Origin of the sequence: Exiguobacterium sp. SH1S1 (genome assembly GCF_004337245.1) — a bacterium.
Taxonomy (GTDB): domain Bacteria; phylum Bacillota; class Bacilli; order Exiguobacteriales; family Exiguobacteriaceae; genus Exiguobacterium; species Exiguobacterium aurantiacum_A.
On the sequence record NZ_SJUZ01000001.1, the window covers coordinates 1,049,234 to 1,067,244 of the forward strand.

An 18,011-nucleotide genomic window follows, 5' to 3' on the forward strand; every position below is an offset into this window, starting at 1 on the left:
ACGTTTTAGAAAGTAGGTGCCTTTGTTGAAGCGACGAGTCATTCAACTGATCATGATGATAGTCAGTCTCGTTTTACTATTAGTTTTTTTGTTTTGGGTTGACACGCTCACTCCGTTTTTAATTTTAATCGGGGTTTTCGCGCCGCTCATCGTCGGTTGGAATATTTTATTTGACCAAGTTCAACCGCAAGCGAAGCTCGCATGGCTGCTCACCGTCTTGTTCATCCCGTTTCTCGGCGCTCTCGCCTGGGTGCTATTCGGCCGGACGCCGAAACGCCATCGCCGGATCAAACGAACTTCGTCTGAGATTCGTATGTTCCGGCAAGCAATCGAAGCCGACCGCGTCGAGACGACGAATGACGTATCCGACCGGTTCCCTCTCACGAGAGCGCTTGAAAAACTCGGGGCGACCGGTGCCGACGGTCATACGGCGACGAAACTACTCGTCAACGGAGATGAAAAGTACGACGCCGTGCTCAAAGACATCGAGCAAGCGACGCACCATATCCACGTCCAATATTACTTGTTCCGGACCGATGAGATCTCCCTGAAGATTCGCGACGCCTTAATCAAAAGATCCAATGAAAACGTCACCGTCCGTTTTCTTTATGACGGTCTCGGCAGCCAAGAGATCAGCGAAGAATTCCTCGAGCCGCTCCGCAAGTCGCGGGTGCACGTCGAAGCGTTCGATCCGGTCGTGCATCCGCTGCTCGTCTTTAACGCCAACTTCCGGAATCATCAAAAACTCATCGTGCTCGATGGACGGATCGCCTACACTGGTGGGCTTAATGTCGGCGATGAATATCTCGGCAGGCATAAGAAGCTCGGTTTTTGGCGAGATACGCATTTGCGTGTCGAAGGCCCGCTTGTCCGGGAGCTTCAGCGTCTGTTCATCGAGAATTGGCTTTACGCTGGACACGAAGAAGAGAGCGAGACGTGGGACTTGTTCGCCGACGCTAAACACCTTCCGGAATACTTCATTAACGAACCGCAAGACGCGAACGGGGCGACACAACTACTCGTGACGTCTCCCGGTAAGGACGTCACGATCCGGGATGGGCTGATGCGTCTGTTGATGGAAGCGAAAGAATCGATTTGGATCACGACCCCTTACTTGATCCCGCCGCCCGAACTGCTCGCCGTGCTAGAAGTCGCGGGGAAAAGCGGCATCGACGTTCGCATCGTCGTCCCAGGACAAGGCGACGAATGGTTCAGTTTCCATGCGACCGAATATTATTTCGAGCAACTGCTGAAACGGAACATCCGCATTTATAAATACAATCGTCATTTCATCCATGCAAAAACCGTCCTCATCGACGGCAAGATTGCGCTCGTTGGGACGGCTAACTTTGATTTCCGCAGCATGTATTTGAATCATGAGATGACGATCGCCCAGTTCGAGACGTCATCAATCGGTCAACTGCATGACGCGTTTTTGAAAGACTTCGACGAGTCGATTCTCGTCGACTGGTCGATGCTCCGAAAAAAATCGAACGGCAAACGGTTCATCGAGGCGTTCTGTCATATCTTCTCGCCGTTGCTTTGAAACACACGCCAGAGGAGATAAATGAGCACGAGTAGCGCGATCAGCACGAATTGCCAACCGGGCGCAACACGCATCACGGCCGTGACCGCGAGCGCCTCGATGAGGAGCGCCGGGATTTTCCCAATCGTGCTCGCCGCGGCGAACGACGGGAGCGTCATCCGACTGAACGCGGCCGATAACGTGACGAGTCCGGACGGAACGAACGGTATGAGTCGCATCCCGAGGACGAGGAACCACGCCTCAACCCCGCTCGCCTCGCGGAGACGCTTGAAGCGCTTTCCGCTCGGTGACGTATACGTTTGTAGCGCACGTCGGTACAGTACGAAACTGATGACCGCTCCAACCGCCTCACCGATGATCGAGACAGTGACGCCGAGACCGAAACCGAGAATGTTTACGTTCAGCGCCGTCAAAAACGCGCTCGGTAACACGCCAGCGACGGCGATGGCACTGTTCAAGACGATGCTGATGACGACAAACAGCGGGATCGGGAGCAATTCCCATTCCATCATTCAAACCCCATTTCAAAAGGCTGACCCCGCGAGGTCAGCCTTTGTTTTATTTCGCTTCGACTTCATCCCACGCGTCTTCGTCGACAGGTGGAAGGTGTTTCTCTTCAAGCTTCGCTACAACGACCGCACATGTCGCATCACCCGTGATGTTGACGGACGTACGGAGCATGTCGAGGATACGGTCGACCCCGATGATGAGGGCGATCCCTTCGACCGGCAAGTTGACCGACTGTAAGACGAGCGCGAGCATGATGAGCCCGACACCCGGCACACCAGCCGTCCCGATTGAGGCGAGCACCGCCGTGATGACGACCGTCACGAGCTCGGTGATCGTCAAGTCAGCGGCGAACACTTGGGCGATGAAGATGGTCGCGACCCCTTGCATGATGGCCGTTCCGTCCATGTTCACCGTCGCACCGAGCGGTTGGACGAATGACGAGATCGAACGCGGGACGCCGAGCTTCGTCTGGGCGAGTTCCATCGATACAGGGAGCGTCGCGTTTGAAGACGACGTCGAGAACGCGAGCGTGATCGCTTCATAGAAGTTTTTAAAGAAGAAGACCGGACTCATCTTGCCAAGCAAGATGAGCGCTCCGCCGTAGACGATGGTCGCATGTAAGAACAACGTCAAGACGACGGCAAACATGTACCATGCCATAGCGACAACAGCATCAAGTCCGATACCGCCGATGGCCGAGGCGATCAACGCGAAGGCACCGTATGGGGCGAGCTTCATGACCAAGTGAATGAGATGCATCATGATGCGATCCCCTTGTTTCACAAAGCGACGCCACGTCTTGGCACGTTCGCCGAGGGCGATCATCGCAAACCCGATCAACGCCGCGAAGACGATAATCTGTAACATGTTCCCTTCAGCAAGCGCTTGGATCGGGTTCGTCGGAATCATATTGACGAACGTCTGGACGATGTTCGACGATTCTTCGGTCGTTGTCGATTCAAATTCCAATCCAGTTGTCGGGAAATCTCCACGCTCTCCCGGCTTGATAATTGAAGCGACACCCATCGCGAGCACGATGGCGAGCGCTGTCGTCGTCAAGAAGAACAGAAGCGCCTTCGACCCGACGCGACCGAGCTCTTTCGGGTCACCTAGGCCCATGACACCGAGAATGATCGAGAAGAAGACGATTGGGACGACTAACATTTTAATCAAGTTCAAAAACACTGTCCCGACTGGGGATAGTATGTACGTATTGATCACGTCGTAGACGTTACCGGATAGGCCGGCGAGCCCGAGACCGACGATGACCCCTAAGGCGAGGCCAATCAAAATTTTCTTAGTTTCACTCATCGTGTCACCCTTTCTTTTTTACACAGTGCGTTTAGTATAGCATAATGCTAAATTTTCTTACAATTCCGGTTGATTTGCGTGCCTTAACACGGTCATTTTCCCAAGTTGCTTCAAAAGAAAACAAAAAAGATTGGAGACCACGACGGTCCAATCTTTTTACTCGGCAGCGAGACGCGCGAGTTCAGTATGAAGTTCGGTCGACTGGTCCCAAATCTCCGGACGATGCTGTTGCAGAAACTCCGCGAGCACGCTCCGTGACGGCGCATCCATCATATCGATGAGGATCCGTCCTTTGAGCGACTTGTCCATTTGGTTGACGTGATACGGGAGCAATTTGTACCCGCGACGCGCCTCCAAGTCAATCGACATGTCACAAGCCGCAATGCCGCCGTAGTAGAACCCTTCCGGCTTGCGTCCGACCGTCACCCAGACGATCCAATACGGTTTACCGTTCGGCACAGCTTCCGGGTCGGTCAAAAACTTGATCCGTTTCTCGATTGCCGACTTGGCGTGCATCGCACCCATGTCGATCACTGCCGTACCTGCCTCGACGTCGATGATGACGGGCGACATATTGTTCAAACTGAGCGATCCGACCCCGAAACCGCCGTGGCCGTCCGTCGCATCGTCAGCGATAATATTAAAGTTGATATCTTTCATGGCATTCCCTCCCCCTCTACTGTACACAAAGACGAGGGAACGTGGCAATCGCGAACGTCAGCCCCACTCGATTCGAAACTTCGTGCCTGGTCCAACCGAACGAAGGAGCGGACGATCCGCTTCGATGACACGTCCGAGCACGTTGACCCGCTTGTCGGCCTGAAGGTCTGTCTTCGTCACTTGCATTTCGCCAGCATAGCGCCCGTAATCCCTGTTGTCAATCGTGATCGTGCCGAGCGGTCGCTGTTTCGCCGCAACCGGTTCGAGCAAGCGGTCCCCAGGGCGACCATACGCCCGTGATTCGACGGAACGGATGACGTCGCGCGCCGGGTCCATCCGGTTCGCCTGGACGCGGTAGAGCGCCGCCTCGATTGTCGTATACGCCTCGGCCCGGAGGACGAGCATCCCGTCCCCGTATGACGCGAACTGTTCAACCGTCGCATCCGCTAGTCCCGGGTCACCGATCAAAATGCGGTCGACACTCCCCGTCAACTCTAAATAAGCAGCGAACGTCGACAGCTGCCGGTGGTCTTCAAGCGTCGGCAGTCGTTCGTATAGCGGTCCGCGGAGCGTCCCATCTCCCGGGATGAACGCCTGCACGCTCAACCCTTGTCGTTTCAACCAGTCATTTTTTTCGTCAAACCATTGCCGGTCGAGCCCGGTCTCTGGGCGCGGGTAGAAGTTGTGCCATGCTTCGACATTGTCCGTCATGAGCCCTTCCTGTTTCATCTCATCGAGCTCTTCAGCAGTCAACGTGCTCGCGTTCAAGGCGACGGTCATCCGTTTCGACAGATCGGCGACTTGTTTCGGGGTCACCCCGTAATCGACGCGGAGGCCGGTCACGCCCCAGTCGATGAGCGTATGGGCGTCGTCCCACGTCTTCCCGAGCGCGGCGAGCGAAGTCGGGGCGATATCGGCGAACAGTTCCATGTCATGCTGTCGAGCGAGCGTGCCGAGTCGACGCAACCGCTCCGTGTAGACCGATGGATCGTCTTCCGGGATATGTAGCGATGTGAACAGTGACGTGAAACCGATCTCACGCATGCGTTTCATCCACACCGTGAACGCTTCTGTCAGCGGTTCGCTCAAGTAAACAGATAATCCTCTCATATAAAACAGCCCTCCCTATTCAAAAAGGTGACTCGAAAGAGCCACCTTGGTTGTTAAATACCATCCGCCATCTCTTCTTTGAAACCGAAGAAATACGTGAAGATGAAGCCAGCCGTATACGAGATGACGAGACCCCCAATATACGTCAAGTACATCCCATTGTCGATGAGCGGTGTGAGCGAGAGACCCGAGACCCCGATCCCGAGCGCTGCCGTCTGCATCGACGCTTGGAACGCACCGCCGACCGCGGCTCCCATACAAGCCGTCAAGAACGGACGACCGAGCGGAAGCGTGACCCCATAAAGAAGCGGTTCGCCGATGCCGAGGAATCCGACGGGGATTGCCCCTTTGATGATGTTGCGGAGACGTTGGTTGCGCGTCTTCACGAAAATCGCAAGCGCGGCCCCGACTTGTCCCGCTCCTGCCATCGCAAGGATCGGCAAGAGCGCCGTGTTGCCAACGGTGTTCAGTAACTCAAGATGAATCGGCGTCAAACCATGATGCAAGCCGACCATGACGAGCGGCAAGAAGAAGCCAGCGAGGACGGCCCCTGCGACCGGTCCGCCGATTTCAAGCACGGCATTCAGTCCTTGCATGATGCCGTCTGACAACACGCCCGCGACCGGCATGATCGCATAGAGCGCCGTGAAGCCGACGACGAGCACCGTAAGTAGCGGCGTAAAGATAATATCAATCGAGACCGGCATGAAGCGGCGGACGTGTTTTTCGATATACGTCATGAGCCAAGCGGCAAAGATGACACCGAACAGTCCACCCCTTCCGACGACGAGTGCTTCCCCATAGATGACGATGTCGGCGAGTAACGGGTTGAACAAAATCCCCCCGGCAATCGCTCCAAGCACCGGCGTCCCCCCGAACTCTTTCGCCGTATTCCACCCGACGAGGATGGCGAGATAGGCGAAGACCGTGCTCCCGAGCACAAGCAGAATTTGCATCCACGTCTCGGTCCGGTCGACACCAGCGTTGACGGCAAAGTTCGCTGCCCCGTTGATGATCCCTGAAGCGACAAGTCCCGGGATGAGCGGGATGAAGATATTCCCTAAGCGACGCAAGAAACGTTTGAACGGTGACTTCTGTTTATCTTTCACTTTTTGACGCTCGATGGCCGCCCGCTCGTCAGGCGTCAAGTTCGCATCGACTGCCTCTTCCCCGATGGCGAGCCCCGTCTCACGGCTCAAGTGATCCGCGACACGGTTGACCGTTCCAGGTCCGACGACGATTTGCAGCGTCTCGTCATCGATGACGCCCATGACACCGTCGATTTTTTTCAACGCATCGATGTTCACTTTCGTTGGGTCTTTCAACGCCAACCGGACGCGTGTCATACAGTGCGCGAGTTGGCGGATATTATCTTTTCCCCCGACGTGCTCGAGTATGGCTTGCGCCAACACCTCTTCTTTCTTCATCTCGTAATCCCCCTTAAATCGCGTCGCGGACGAATCCGTTCGCGCGCTGTAATCGCTCGACTGCCTCTGCATAGGAAACGTCGGCTAAAATCATGACGATCGCCGTCTTGACGTGGCCGTTCGATGAAGCGAAATAACGCGCGGCCGTCTGTTCGTCGACCCCTGTCGCTTCCGCAATCATCCGTTTGGCCCGAACTTCCAATTTCTCGTTCGTCGGTTGCACGTCGACCATCAAGTTTTGATACACTTTGCCCACTCCAATCATCGACGCCGTCGAGATCATGTTGAGGACAAGTTTTTGGGCCGTCCCCGCTTTCAAACGCGTCGATCCGGTCAATACTTCCGGTCCCGTCTCGACCTCGATTTTGAACTCGGCGTGGTCGCTGATTTTCGACCCTTTGTTGCAAGATAGCGCCGCCGTCGTCGCACCGACTTCACGCGCGTAATCGAGTCCGCCGATGACGTACGGGGTCCGGCCGCTCGCGGCGATGCCGACGACCGTATCGTCCGGACTCAAGTGAAGCGCTTTCAAATCGTTGATTGCCAAATCTATACTATCCTCTGCTCCCTCGACCGCTTTGACGAGCGCGCGTTCACCCCCGGCAATCAGGCCGACGACCATGTCCGCTGACACGCCGAACGTCGGGACACATTCTGCCGCATCTAAAATACCGAGTCGTCCACTCGTCCCCGCACCGATATAGATCAAGCGTCCGCCTCGTTTAAACGACGTGATCGCTCGTTCTACGACTTGTGCGATGACCGGAAGCTGTTGCTTGATCACGTGAGGCACCGACTGGTCCTCTTCATTCATCACGCCGAGCAGTTCCTCAACCGTCATGTCATCTAGGCGCATCGTCCGTTCGTTCCGTCGTTCCGTAGCCAATTTGTCTAACATCGCCACCATCCTTTCTTCTCTCTAGTTTTATTGTACTAATTTGAAATTAAAAGTCAAACTTATTTAAAAAAATAAAGAATTATAATTTCATAAACGCTCGACTTGAGTGCCAACAAAAAAACTCGGCCGTTTGAGGCCGAGTTCGCTTCATTCGATGTCTTTTTTCAACACGTGGACGTGGACACCATCCCCCGTGACCGAGTCTTGCTCATACACGTAGCCTTGCCGCTCCCAAAAACGACGGGCCCGCACGTTCGTCGGGAGCACACCGAGCCGGAACGTCGTCTGAAACGGTCGCATGTGGTCCCGCTCGAGTTGATCGTATACCGTCTGGGCGAGACCGGTGCCGTGAAGTTGTTCGTCGACGAGGAGCAGGCCGAGCCAGAGTGAGCCGTCGACCGGGTGACGGCTCAACAAATCCGCCATCGCCACGATCGTCCCGTCGTCCTCCACGACGAGGCTGACCGTACCTGTCGCCTCGAAGTCAGCCAAATTCTCATCGCGGAACACTTCGAGCGTCTGAGCGTTCAATCCGGCGAACGCTTGTTGTCTCATGAGGAAAGCTGCCACTCGTTCGCGGTCTGACGCTTCATATCGGCGAATCATCGGCGCAGCTTCACCATCTCGTCGCGCGCCTCAGCGTAACGATCGATCAGCCCTTCGCCTTTTCGGTGCAACAGACCCATGTAGAGCGTGTCGATAATCGTCAATTGTGTCATCCGTGAAGCGATGCTCGCGATCCGGTAATCTCGTTCGACAGTCGGTGTGCACAGACGGACGTCCGCCTCGCGGTAAAGCGGCGACTTGTCGAGATCGGTGATGGCGACGACGGTGACGCCTTTTTTCTTGGCGAACCGGACGAGCTCGAGCACGTCTTTCGTCCGGCCCGACGTGCTGATCGCGACGAAGACGTCGGTCGGCCCAAGATGCGGGATGAGCGACAGCATGTAGTGAAAGTCTTGCGACGTCAGAGCGGCGTAGCCGAGTTTCGTGAACTTGTACTGCGCGTCATAGGCGGCCGTCGATGAGCCGCCGACTCCATAGAAGATGACCCGGTTCGCGCGAGCGAACGTATCGATCGCGTGTTCGAGTTCGCGTTTGTCCATCGCCTCGGCACATGCCTCGATGGCCATTTTGTTCACGTGGATGACTTTTTGGAACGAGTCGTACGGCGTGTCCTTTTGTTGAAGGACATTAAAGTCGGTCAGCATCGTCTCTGTGATCGCCAAGTCTTTGACGAGGGCGAGCTTGAACGATTTGAAGCTGTCGATCCCGACGACACGCGCGAAGCGGACGATGCTCGCTTCTGACACGTCGGTCTTTTGGGCGAGTTCTTTCGTCGTCATATTCGGGACGAGCGTCGAATGGGTCAAGATGTAGTCCGCGATCTTCTTTTCGACGGACGTCATCTCGCCTTGGGCGAGCTCGATTTTTTTCAGTAAGGATTCCATCAGGTCATCCCCTTCCTGCTACTAGTTGCTGTATTTAATGATAGCGGATTCTTTCCCTACATTCCAACTTGGACACGAAAAAGGCTGAGCTCGCGCTCAACCTGTAGGTGAGACTTACAAGTTTTTCGTATTGAACGTGTCGCCGCCTTGGATCGTTCCATTTTGAAAACCTTTATCAAACCACCGTTTCCGCTGTTCCGACGTCCCGTGCGTGAACGAGTCCGGCGTGACGTAGCCACGCGCTTGTTTTTGTAGCGTATCGTCACCGATTTGATGCGCCGCGTTCATCGCCTCTTCGACATCACCCGCCTCTAAATAGCCCATGCCTTGGGCGTGATGCGCCCAAACACCGGCATAGTAGTCGGCTTGAAGTTCGAACCGTACCAAGTACGTGTTGAACTCGGTCTCGCTCATCTCGTTTCGCAGCGGCATGATCTCGTCTGTCGTGCCGAGCAACGTCTGCACGTGGTGTCCGGCCTCATGGGCGACGACGTACGCCATCGCGAAGTCGCCCGGCGCGTTGAAGCGCTGACTGAGTTCGTCATAGAAACTCAAATCGATATACAGTTTCTGATCGCCCGGGCAATAAAACGGTCCGACCGCAGAACCAGCGATCCCACACGCCGACTCGACTTGTCCTGAGTAGAGGACGAGCGTCGGTTCCCGATACGTCAAGCCGTTCTCGGCAAAGATGTCGGTCCACACTTCTTCGGTGTCACGCAAGACGACCGAGACAAAGTCCGCCATCTCTTCTTCCCGCGCCGAGCCTTGATACGTCTCAGAAGACTGCGGCTCACCGATTCCGATATTGTTGACGATGTCTCCCGGGTTACCCCCGTTCAAAAGCGTGAAGACGATGACTAAAATCAGGCCAAGACCGCCTCCGATTCCTGCAATCCCTTTCCCCCCAACACTTCGCCCCCGTCGGTCTTCGACATTCCGACTCGCCTGTCTGCCTTTCCATTTCATACGATTGTTCCTCCTACTGCTAGTCTGTCTTGTTACTTACCCGGATTCATCTCGTTTCGCACCTGCTTTTTCACATTTTCCCATCGTGTTCGGTGTTTGAGTCCTAACCAAGTAGGAAACAGGTTAAGAGAACGTTTACTTTAGGGAGGAATTAAGATGGGATTAGCAAGCGACTTGAAACAATTGCGTCAGATTGAATGCAAGGACAAGTGTGTGCTGTCGGTCTACCTTAATACAGGACCTAACCAACAAGGCGACTGGTCAATCCACTTGAAGAACGGTTTGAAGCGAATCGGTGAATATTTAGAGGCGTCCGGTGACGAGACGCAACTGAAGAACTTCAAAAAAGTACGTAAGCAAGTCGATCAGGAACTCGGCAAACACCGGAACGACTTGGCGCGAAGCCTAATCATTTTTGCTTCGGAAGAAAACGATTTATTTGAAACATACTACCTTCAACACGATGTCGAGACGTCGTTCCACTGGGAAACGAAGCCAGTACTTGAACCACTCGAGGCGTTACAACAAAAATTTCCGTCCACCGGTATTATTTTGACGAACCTCGACCACGTGACGGTACTCGATACCTCACTCGGGCACATCGATGCGACGTTCGAATTCGCGTTCGACCCTGAGACCGAGGAGTGGGTTCGGTTTGAAGGGACGGCTTCGGGTGACCGTATGGCGTCGAGCAGCTCGCAAGTCGATAAATTCGATCGTCGACTTGCCGAAAATCTCGGTCGCTTCTACCGTGACCTCGCCCAAACTGTCGAACAGATGAAAGGTGCACACGACTGGGAATCGCTTGTCGTCATCGGAGAAGCCGAGCTTTCCAACTCGTTCCGTGACGAGTTGCGGACGAAACCAGAGCGCGTCGTGCACAAAAACTTGTCGAAATCGAGTGCGCCTCACATCATCGAAGCTGCATTCCATTGATTTTCCGCTTTCCTCTCGACTAGTGATTCTCTAAAATAGAAGAGAACTAGAAAAGGAGGAAATGATATGCCATACGTTACCGTAAAAATGCTCCCGGGCCGTACTGTTGAACAGAAACGTGCCTTGATTGAGAAAGTGACGGACGCCGTCTCAGAGACGACGAACGCACCGAAAGAAAACATCACCGTCTTCATCGAAGAGATGGACGCGACGAACTACGGTCAAGCCGGTGTCATGCACGCCGACAAAAAATAACACCAGACACCCGCGCATCCAGTTGGACGCGCGGGTGTTTTTTCAGTCTTCTAAGTTCACTTCGAACCGCTCGCTCGGGACGGTCGGCTTGATCAAGTGCCGGGTCGCCCGCCAGACGTGATAACCAAGTCGGTCGAGCCAAAGGAGCGCTTGAACTTTGCGAATCGTCTGCTCCATTTCAAGCTGGTTCGCCGCCGTCTCCTCTAACATCTCGGCCCGATGCGCTTTCCGGTACTCGGCGAGCTGCTTCGACGCCGTCTTCCATTGTTTCGAATCCTCCGGCGGCGTGTGATGGTTGAGGGCATCGACAAGCTCGAGCTCGTGCAAGACGAGCTGACGTGCGACTAAAAAGTCAGTGTCGCGGAGGGCGTCGACGGGATCGACTTCGCGCAGGACGAACAGCCAGCGCTCCAAATGGTCGATCGTATGGAGCAGTGACAAGTGTTGTCCGTAGTCGTTGCGGCCCTGTCCTTCTTCCAATTGAATCGTGCTCAAAAACACCCGGACGTCACCGAGCGTCTTCTCGACGAGCTGCAACTCGTCCTCCCGCTTGCGCGCTTCCGTCAATAACAGTTTCGTCTCGTTTCCGAGATAGCGCTCGATTTCAATCAACGAACGTCTTGCCGCCTCGAGTGCGACCGTCGGAATCCGCGACATGTTCGGGTCGAGGAAACGGATCAGCTTTCCAGACCGACTCGGCACCCATTTGAGCAACCGCCGGCTGAACGCTTCGTGAAACGGCAGAAACGTCAACACGCCAAGCAAGTGAAACGACGTATGGAACAATGCGAGCCGCAATAGCTCATTCCAATTCAACCAGTCGGCCACGCGATTGACGACACCAAACAAGAGCGGGAACGTCAGCCAGCCAATCAACAAAATCGAACTATGAACGAGTACGTGTCCGAGCACGATGCGCCGCGCTGATTTCCATCCTCCGAGCGAGCCGAGGGCGACGACAAGACTCGTCCCGGCACTCTGCCCGAGTACGAGGAATGCAGCCTGCGCGAGCGTCACCGTGTCGGTCGCGAGCGCCGTCATCGTCAAGACGAGACCGATGCTCGACGATTGCAAGACGACGGTCATGAACAGGCCCGTGCCGAGCAAGGCTAATTGATGAAGCGGTGTGTCGGTGTCCCAGCCCGAAAACGAGAACGTGACGACTTCCCGCATCGCTTCTTGAAGTGTTCCGATGCCGACAAAAACAAGTCCGAGACCGACGAGCAACATCCCAATCCGCTTGACCCGTCGTCCGATCAAGCGGAGCGCCATCCCGACGCCGATGAGCGGCAGTAAGAGCTCCCGAATGTCGACGTTGTAGCCGAGGAGCGCTACGATCCATCCCGTCGTCGCACTACCGGCGTTCGCCCCGATGACGAGCGTGAGCGCCTGCGTGAACGTCAACAGCCCTGCGCTGACGAAACTGATCGTCATGAGCGTCGTCACAGTCGAGGACTGGAACAACGCCGTCATCGTCGCACCGAGAAACGCCCCTGCCACCGGTCCTTCCGCCATGCGGTTCAACCGCTCTCGCAGTCTTTCCCCAGCCAAGCTTTTCAACGTATCGGTCAACAGCATCATCCCTAACAAAAAGATGCCGATTCCGCCGATGAGCGTCCCGATCCCCATGGTGTCACATCCTTTTCAAGCGATTCAATCGCCGCGTAACGTTGACAACATCCATGATTTTTCTGAAGCGTGGTCTTTCAAGTTCAACAGCACGTCCTCAGGGTAATAAATTTTCTCGTCCGACTGTCGCGAATTCAAAATCGATTGGACGAGCATCGACACCTCTGAAATCTCGCGACGGTCGCCGTCGTTCATCTGCAGGTAAATCCCTTCGTACGTGCCGTGCCCTTTATATAGATCATATGGCAGCTGGCTGAGCTGGTCCTCGAGCAAATAATAGCGCGTCGGCAACCCGATCGCTTCCATCGTCGACCGTAACCGGTCCATATAGCGGACACGGTTCGCTTCTGGGAAGTTTTTATACTTTAACAGGCGACGATTGACGAAACGGCTCGCCAGATCAGCCAAAATCGGGTCTGCCTCGTCCATCCATTCTTGGAAATAGAAGTAGACGATCGTCTCGTCAAGCTTCAAATAGTGTTCGAGCGTCATCTCGTCATGGTTGAAGATTGGCAAGAAATGCTTCGGTGTCATCTCAAACACATAACCCGATTCATGCAGTTCTTGGGCCCGCTCGAGCACGGCTTTTAATAGCAAGTCACTCGAACGCGTCGCCGGATGCAGATAGACTTGCCAATACATTTGATAGCGCCGCATGATATAGTCTTCGATCGTATGCATCCCCGACTGTTTGACGACGATTTGATCTTCGTCCGGCCGCAACACGCGCAGCATCCGCTCGAGGTCGAACTTCCCGTAACTGACGCCGGCGAAATGGGCGTCGCGAAGTAAATAGTCCATCCGGTCGACGTCGAGCTGTGAGCTGAGCATGTTGACAATCAGCCGGTTCGGGTGCGTCTTGTTGATGATGGCCGCGACTTCTTCCGGGAACCCGACGCCCATCTCGGAGAGGACTTTATTCACTTCCGTGTCCCCTAAGATGATCCGTTCCGTCCAGATTTCATGGCGGACCGAGAAGACGTGCTCGAACGCGTGCGAGAACGGGCCGTGCCCGACGTCGTGCAACAGTGCCGCCGCGAGCAACAGCTCCCGGTCGCGATCGTCCCATTCCGGATAGTCGCGGAACTGGTCGATCAACTGCCGGGCAATCTCATAGACGCCGAGCGAATGGTGGAATCGGGTGTGTTCAGCCCCGTGGAACGTCAAAAACGACGTCCCGAGCTGCTTGATCCGACGTAACCGTTGAAACTCCTTCGTGTTGATCAACTCCCAAATAAGATGATCGTAGACGTATATATAGCGATGGACCGGGTCTTTAAACACTTTTGACCCAGATAGCTGACCTCGTGATGTGTACATGTTGGTGCCCCCTGCGTTTTATGTATTGTACTGATTCGACTTCTTCCGAGTCGTTCCCTCCATGCTATAATGAGGAAGACATTATTTTTTGAAAAGGAATTATGCATATGATCCATCCACTTTTACGGCAACCGACCTACCGCCTGATCGACCAATCATCGCTCGGTGCGGCGTTTCAAGCCGAGCAATCATTCGCGACGGACGATACGCTGTGCGCGTCGACGAAACACCAAGGCGCCGTCTTTCGGGCCTGGGTCCATCTGAACACAGTCGTGCTCGGGATTCAAGACGCGCGGCTGCCTCATCTGCGCGACGGGATTCGACTGTTGCACGAACATGGCTATCGTCCCGTCATCCGTAACTCGGGAGGACTTGCGGTCGTCCTCGACGAAGATGTATTGAACCTATCTCTTATTCTACCCGAGAATGACGGCATTCAAATCGATAGCGGCTATGAGGCGATGACGTCGCTCATTCAACATATGTTCAAAGACGTGACGGACAAAATCGTGCCTGGAGAAATCGTCGGTTCGTACTGCCCGGGTAGCTTCGATCTATCGATTGACGGTAAAAAGTTCGCCGGCATCTCGCAGCGACGCGTCCGTGGCGGTGTCGCCGTCCAAATTTATTTGAGCGTCCGCAAGAGCGGAAGCGCTCGTGCTGAACTCATCCGTGACTTTTACGACCGTGCCATCCAAGGCGAAGCGACAAGATTCACGTACCCGGCCATCGTCCCGGAGACGATGGCGTCGCTCGAAGACTTGCTTCACATCCCGCTCACCGTCGAGGATGTGCTCCGCCGCGCCTATGACGTGCTCGGGGAGACGAGCCGACTCGTCCCGGCAACGCTCGACGCGGACGAACAAGCGACGCTCGTCGTTCAGCTCGACCGCATGTGGCAACGAAACGAACCGATCCGCGACATCGAACACCAACTACTAGAGGAGTGATCCAACCATGTTCAAAATCATAACCGATACCGGTGCTGATTTGACGCAAGACCAGATCGTCGAATACGGCCTCGAGATGTTACCGCTCGGGGTCATCATCGACAACGAAGAGTTTTTAGACGGAGAGACGATTCAGCCGAAAGAAGTATATGACGCGATGCGTGTCGGCAAGACGCCGAAGACGTTCCAAATCGAGGCGGCCCGGATTGAGCGCTGTTTCCGTCAACATCTCGAGTCTGAGATCCCGTTCCTTTACCTCGCCTTCTCGGGCGAACTGTCCGGTACATATCAGACGGCCGTCATGGTCGGGAACTTGCTTAAAGAAGAATACCCGAACAGCACGTTCCATATTCTCGACACGCGGACCGCGTCGGTCGGACAAGGATTGTTCGTCCGAACGGTCGCCGAATACGGCCAAGACCACTCGTACGAGGAGACGATCGCCTACGCCGAGTCGCTCGTCGGGAAGATCCGCCACTTGTTCACCGTCGAATCGCTCGAGTACTTGATGCGCGGTGGCCGCGTTTCGAGAGCGAGCGCGTTCATCGGGGACTTGTTGACGATTTTACCGCTGCTCACTGTCCGAGATGGTAAGCTCGTCCCGATCGAAAAGATTCGCGGTCATAAAAAAATGATGCGGCGCATCGTCGAGTGGATGACCGAGTCAAAACCGCTCATCGAAGGACATCATATCTTTATCGGCCACGGGGATGACCCGGCCAAAGCTGATCAGTTGGAAGCATTGCTACTTGAACAGATGAATCCGGCCAGCGTGACGAAGACGATCGTCGGTTCGGCAATTGGCGCGCACACAGGTCCTGGACTCCTTGTCGTCAGTTACTTCGAGGCGTAAACTAAAACTAAAAACAGCGAGCACCCTCAAGGGCGCTCGCTGTTTTCATTTATTCCAGTTTTTGAAGCCGTCACCGAATTCGAAGTGGAGTTCGTCACCGAACATACCGTTCTCAAACGTCGGGACGTCGACCGGGAGCTTGCCTCCTGGTTTGACTTCACCGAAGATGGCGCGGATGCCAGCCGGAAGGTTTGGTCCAGCCGACTTGGCGTTACCTGCTTCAGAGTCCGGTCCGTTCGGGTCACCTTTGAAGCCATAGATGAGCAGCTGGGCCGGCGCATCCGGTTGGACGGCCACATCGTACGGGTTACGAAGGCTGAGCAACACCGATTTCTTGCCCGTCTCGTTGGCATAGCGGAACACTTCTGCCGGTACGTAGTTATCGGCCGAGATCGATTTCAGCTTGGCGCTGTTGTTGACGTTCGAGCCGACGATGATGTAGTCGGCCGCCTCGACTTTTTGTTTTAAATCTGGGTTTTGGTCAAGGTGCGGTGTCGACGCCGTATAGTTCGCCGTGATGACGTTCACTTGCTTCATGTTGCCCGCGTTCTTTTTAAGCGATTTGATCGTCTTGACCATGCTGTCGGTCTGATCTTTTGCTGGCGAGATGACGAGCACCGTCTCCCCTTTTTTCGGTTTGAACGGAAGTGTCTTGTCGTCGTTCTTCACGAGTGTGACGGCCGCTTCGGCAATCTCACGTTCTGTCGCTTTATGCTCGGCACTACCGACGACCGCATTTGCTTCCGCGAGTTTCGCCTCGAGCGTCGTCGTATCCATTGACTCGCTCCAGATGCCGCGTTCCGCTTTCAACTTCAAGATCCGCTCGACCGCTTCATCGATCTTCGCTTCTGGCAAACGGCCGCTCTCGACAGCCGCCATGACGTCTTCAAAGATCGTCTCAAGTTTCACGACGTCCGCGTTCGACCGTAAAATCGTCGGCATGAGGGCGATATCGACACCCGCCTCAAACGTCTTGATGACCGCCTCGGCTTCTGTGAAGTTGTCCGTGATCGCCTTCATGTTGAGGGCGTCCGTGATGACGATGCCGTCATAGCCCATCTCGTCACGCAAGACGCCGGTGATGACGTCGTCAGAGAGCGTCGCCGGGAGCGGGAACGCGCCGCGCGGCGAGTTGACGACCTCGTCCTCGATTTGTGGCATCCCGATATGGGCCGTCATGATCATATCGATACCTTCCGTGATAGCCCGCTTGAACGGCAACAGCTCGAGCCCGCGCAAGTCTTCGAGTGACTTATCGACGATCGGCAAGCCGTAGTGCGAGTCGACGGCCGTGTCGCCGTGTCCCGGGAAATGTTTCGCCGTCGCGGCAACGCCTTGGTCTTGAATCCCTTGCGTCATCGCCGAGCCGAGTTCACCGACGAGTTCCGGATCACTCGAGAACGAGCGGACCCCGATGACCGGGTTGGCCGGGTTGTTGTTGACGTCTAAGACCGGACCGAAGTTGACGTTCACCCCGAGCGCATTCAACTCTGACCCGATGATGTTCCCCGCATCATACGCGTATTGGCTGCTCCGCGTCGCCCCAAGCGCCATGTTCCCCGGCAAGTTCGTGCCGGTTCCGAGCCGAGTCACGATCCCGCCTTCTTGGTCGATCGTGATGAAGAGCGGAATGTCGTTGCTGTCGTCTTGCTTGACGACTTCTTGCAGGTCGTGGACGAGTTTCGTCGTCTGTTCGGTCTCGGTCACGTTTTCCGCGAACAAGATGACGCCTCCAAGGTCGAACCGGTCGATGACCCGTGCCACATCTGGCGCGAGTGCCGTATGGTTCGCCCCGTTCCAAAGTCGGAAGTCTGGCATGATCATCTGTCCGAGTTTCTGTTCAAGCGTCATCGCCTCGAGTTGCGCGTTCACCCGTGCTTCAATCGATTGTGCCGGCGTCTCCTCTGCCACGACCGCGTTTGCCATCGGGACGGACGAGACGAGTAACGCTGTCGTCAATCCGAGTGTTGCTGTCCAGTTCAGTACTTTGTTCATGTTTTCACTCCTTTTTGAAAGTTCCCCCGACCACAAACGAAAAGGCATGGAGGAATAAGCGTTGCCTCACCAACGCTCGTTCACCCCATGCCTGATCGAATCAGTTACATATGGTCATTATTCAGGTGGTCAACGTCAGTATAGCAATTCAAAAAATGGGAAACAATGACTTTGATGAAAGCGTAACCATT

17 protein-coding genes are annotated in these 18,011 nt (G+C 55.1%); 5 read left to right on the top strand and 12 right to left on the bottom strand.

All coding sequences use genetic code 11. The features are described 5' to 3' along the window. The first annotated feature begins 16 nt into the window (after nucleotides 1-16). Nucleotides 17-1,546: a cardiolipin synthase gene (gene cls / locus EVJ23_RS05275; protein WP_131464652.1), complete on the top strand. Its 1,530-nt coding sequence runs from the start codon at nucleotides 17-19 to the stop codon at nucleotides 1,544-1,546. Here the strand turns inward: cls and EVJ23_RS05280 are convergent. The 9 genes from EVJ23_RS05280 to ypfJ form a co-directional block, all read right to left on the bottom strand. Beyond that, nucleotides 1,522-2,055 carry a TVP38/TMEM64 family protein gene (locus EVJ23_RS05280; RefSeq protein ID WP_236633713.1) on the bottom strand — a complete coding sequence of 178 codons (534 nt, stop codon included), beginning with the start codon at nucleotides 2,053-2,055 and terminating at the stop codon, nucleotides 1,522-1,524. The two genes, cls and EVJ23_RS05280, sit on opposite strands and share 25 nt — an antisense overlap. 49 nt (nucleotides 2,056-2,104) lie before the next feature. After that, nucleotides 2,105-3,367, bottom strand: coding sequence for a dicarboxylate/amino acid:cation symporter (locus tag EVJ23_RS05285; RefSeq protein ID WP_071398414.1), 1,263 nt, complete (start codon nucleotides 3,365-3,367; stop codon nucleotides 2,105-2,107). A gap of 156 nt (nucleotides 3,368-3,523) precedes the next feature. Further along, on the bottom strand, nucleotides 3,524-4,027 hold the full coding sequence (locus EVJ23_RS05290) for a YwhD family protein (protein ID WP_070328246.1): 504 nt from the start codon (nucleotides 4,025-4,027) through the stop codon (nucleotides 3,524-3,526). 57 nt (nucleotides 4,028-4,084) lie between these two features. After that, nucleotides 4,085-5,137, bottom strand: coding sequence for a DUF871 domain-containing protein (locus EVJ23_RS05295; RefSeq protein ID WP_131464656.1), 1,053 nt, complete (start codon nucleotides 5,135-5,137; stop codon nucleotides 4,085-4,087). A gap of 53 nt (nucleotides 5,138-5,190) precedes the next feature. Then, entirely contained in the window at nucleotides 5,191-6,564 is a 1,374-nt protein-coding gene (locus EVJ23_RS05300) for a PTS transporter subunit EIIC (protein ID WP_070328248.1), read from the bottom strand. Nucleotides 6,565-6,577: 13 nt separating this feature from the next. Next, on the bottom strand, nucleotides 6,578-7,471 hold the full coding sequence (murQ, locus tag EVJ23_RS05305; RefSeq protein WP_131464658.1) for an N-acetylmuramic acid 6-phosphate etherase: 894 nt from the start codon (nucleotides 7,469-7,471) through the stop codon (nucleotides 6,578-6,580). A 138-nt stretch (nucleotides 7,472-7,609) separates the two neighbouring features. Next, on the bottom strand, nucleotides 7,610-8,068 hold the full coding sequence (locus EVJ23_RS05310) for a GNAT family N-acetyltransferase (RefSeq protein WP_131464660.1): 459 nt from the start codon (nucleotides 8,066-8,068) through the stop codon (nucleotides 7,610-7,612). After that, complete coding sequence (locus tag EVJ23_RS05315; protein ID WP_070328251.1) at nucleotides 8,065-8,913, bottom strand: MurR/RpiR family transcriptional regulator; 849 nt, start codon at nucleotides 8,911-8,913, stop codon at nucleotides 8,065-8,067. Before EVJ23_RS05315 ends, EVJ23_RS05310 begins: the two co-directional genes overlap by 4 nt. 114 nt (nucleotides 8,914-9,027) lie before the next feature. Further along, the gene (ypfJ, locus tag EVJ23_RS05320; RefSeq protein WP_131464662.1) at nucleotides 9,028-9,882 is read right to left on the bottom strand and encodes a KPN_02809 family neutral zinc metallopeptidase; all 855 of its coding nucleotides are present in this window, start codon (nucleotides 9,880-9,882) and stop codon (nucleotides 9,028-9,030) included. A 156-nt stretch (nucleotides 9,883-10,038) separates the two neighbouring features. Between ypfJ and EVJ23_RS05325 the strand changes: the two genes are divergently transcribed. Both EVJ23_RS05325 and EVJ23_RS05330 read left to right on the top strand, forming a co-directional pair. Then, nucleotides 10,039-10,818: a VLRF1 family aeRF1-type release factor gene (locus tag EVJ23_RS05325; RefSeq protein WP_131439267.1), complete on the top strand. Its 780-nt coding sequence runs from the start codon at nucleotides 10,039-10,041 to the stop codon at nucleotides 10,816-10,818. A 66-nt stretch (nucleotides 10,819-10,884) separates the two neighbouring features. Next, nucleotides 10,885-11,073 (top strand): 2-hydroxymuconate tautomerase, encoded by a 189-nt coding sequence (locus EVJ23_RS05330; RefSeq protein WP_070328254.1) that lies wholly within the window; start codon nucleotides 10,885-10,887, stop codon nucleotides 11,071-11,073. Nucleotides 11,074-11,115: 42 nt separating this feature from the next. On the opposite strand, the gene EVJ23_RS05335 is transcribed toward EVJ23_RS05330, so the two are convergent. Both EVJ23_RS05335 and EVJ23_RS05340 read right to left on the bottom strand, forming a co-directional pair. Next, complete coding sequence (locus tag EVJ23_RS05335) at nucleotides 11,116-12,702, bottom strand: Na/Pi cotransporter family protein (RefSeq protein ID WP_131464664.1); 1,587 nt, start codon at nucleotides 12,700-12,702, stop codon at nucleotides 11,116-11,118. Between the two features lie 24 nt (nucleotides 12,703-12,726). After that, complete coding sequence (locus tag EVJ23_RS05340; protein WP_131464667.1) at nucleotides 12,727-14,022, bottom strand: HD domain-containing protein; 1,296 nt, start codon at nucleotides 14,020-14,022, stop codon at nucleotides 12,727-12,729. Nucleotides 14,023-14,129: 107 nt separating this feature from the next. Here EVJ23_RS05340 and EVJ23_RS05345 point away from each other — a divergent pair, with 107 nt between their 5' ends. Then, nucleotides 14,130-14,972 carry a lipoate--protein ligase family protein gene (locus EVJ23_RS05345; protein ID WP_131464669.1) on the top strand — a complete coding sequence of 281 codons (843 nt, stop codon included), beginning with the start codon at nucleotides 14,130-14,132 and terminating at the stop codon, nucleotides 14,970-14,972. Nucleotides 14,973-14,979: 7 nt separating this feature from the next. Next, nucleotides 14,980-15,825, top strand: a complete 846-nt coding sequence (locus EVJ23_RS05350) for a DegV family protein (RefSeq protein ID WP_070328258.1) — start codon at nucleotides 14,980-14,982, stop codon at nucleotides 15,823-15,825. Between the two features lie 45 nt (nucleotides 15,826-15,870). Here EVJ23_RS05350 and EVJ23_RS05355 read toward each other — a convergent pair whose 3' ends face one another. Further along, a complete protein-coding gene (locus tag EVJ23_RS05355) occupies nucleotides 15,871-17,820 on the bottom strand; it encodes a glycoside hydrolase family 3 protein (RefSeq protein WP_131464671.1) in 1,950 nt (649 codons plus the stop codon). Nucleotides 17,821-18,011 lie beyond the last annotated feature (191 nt).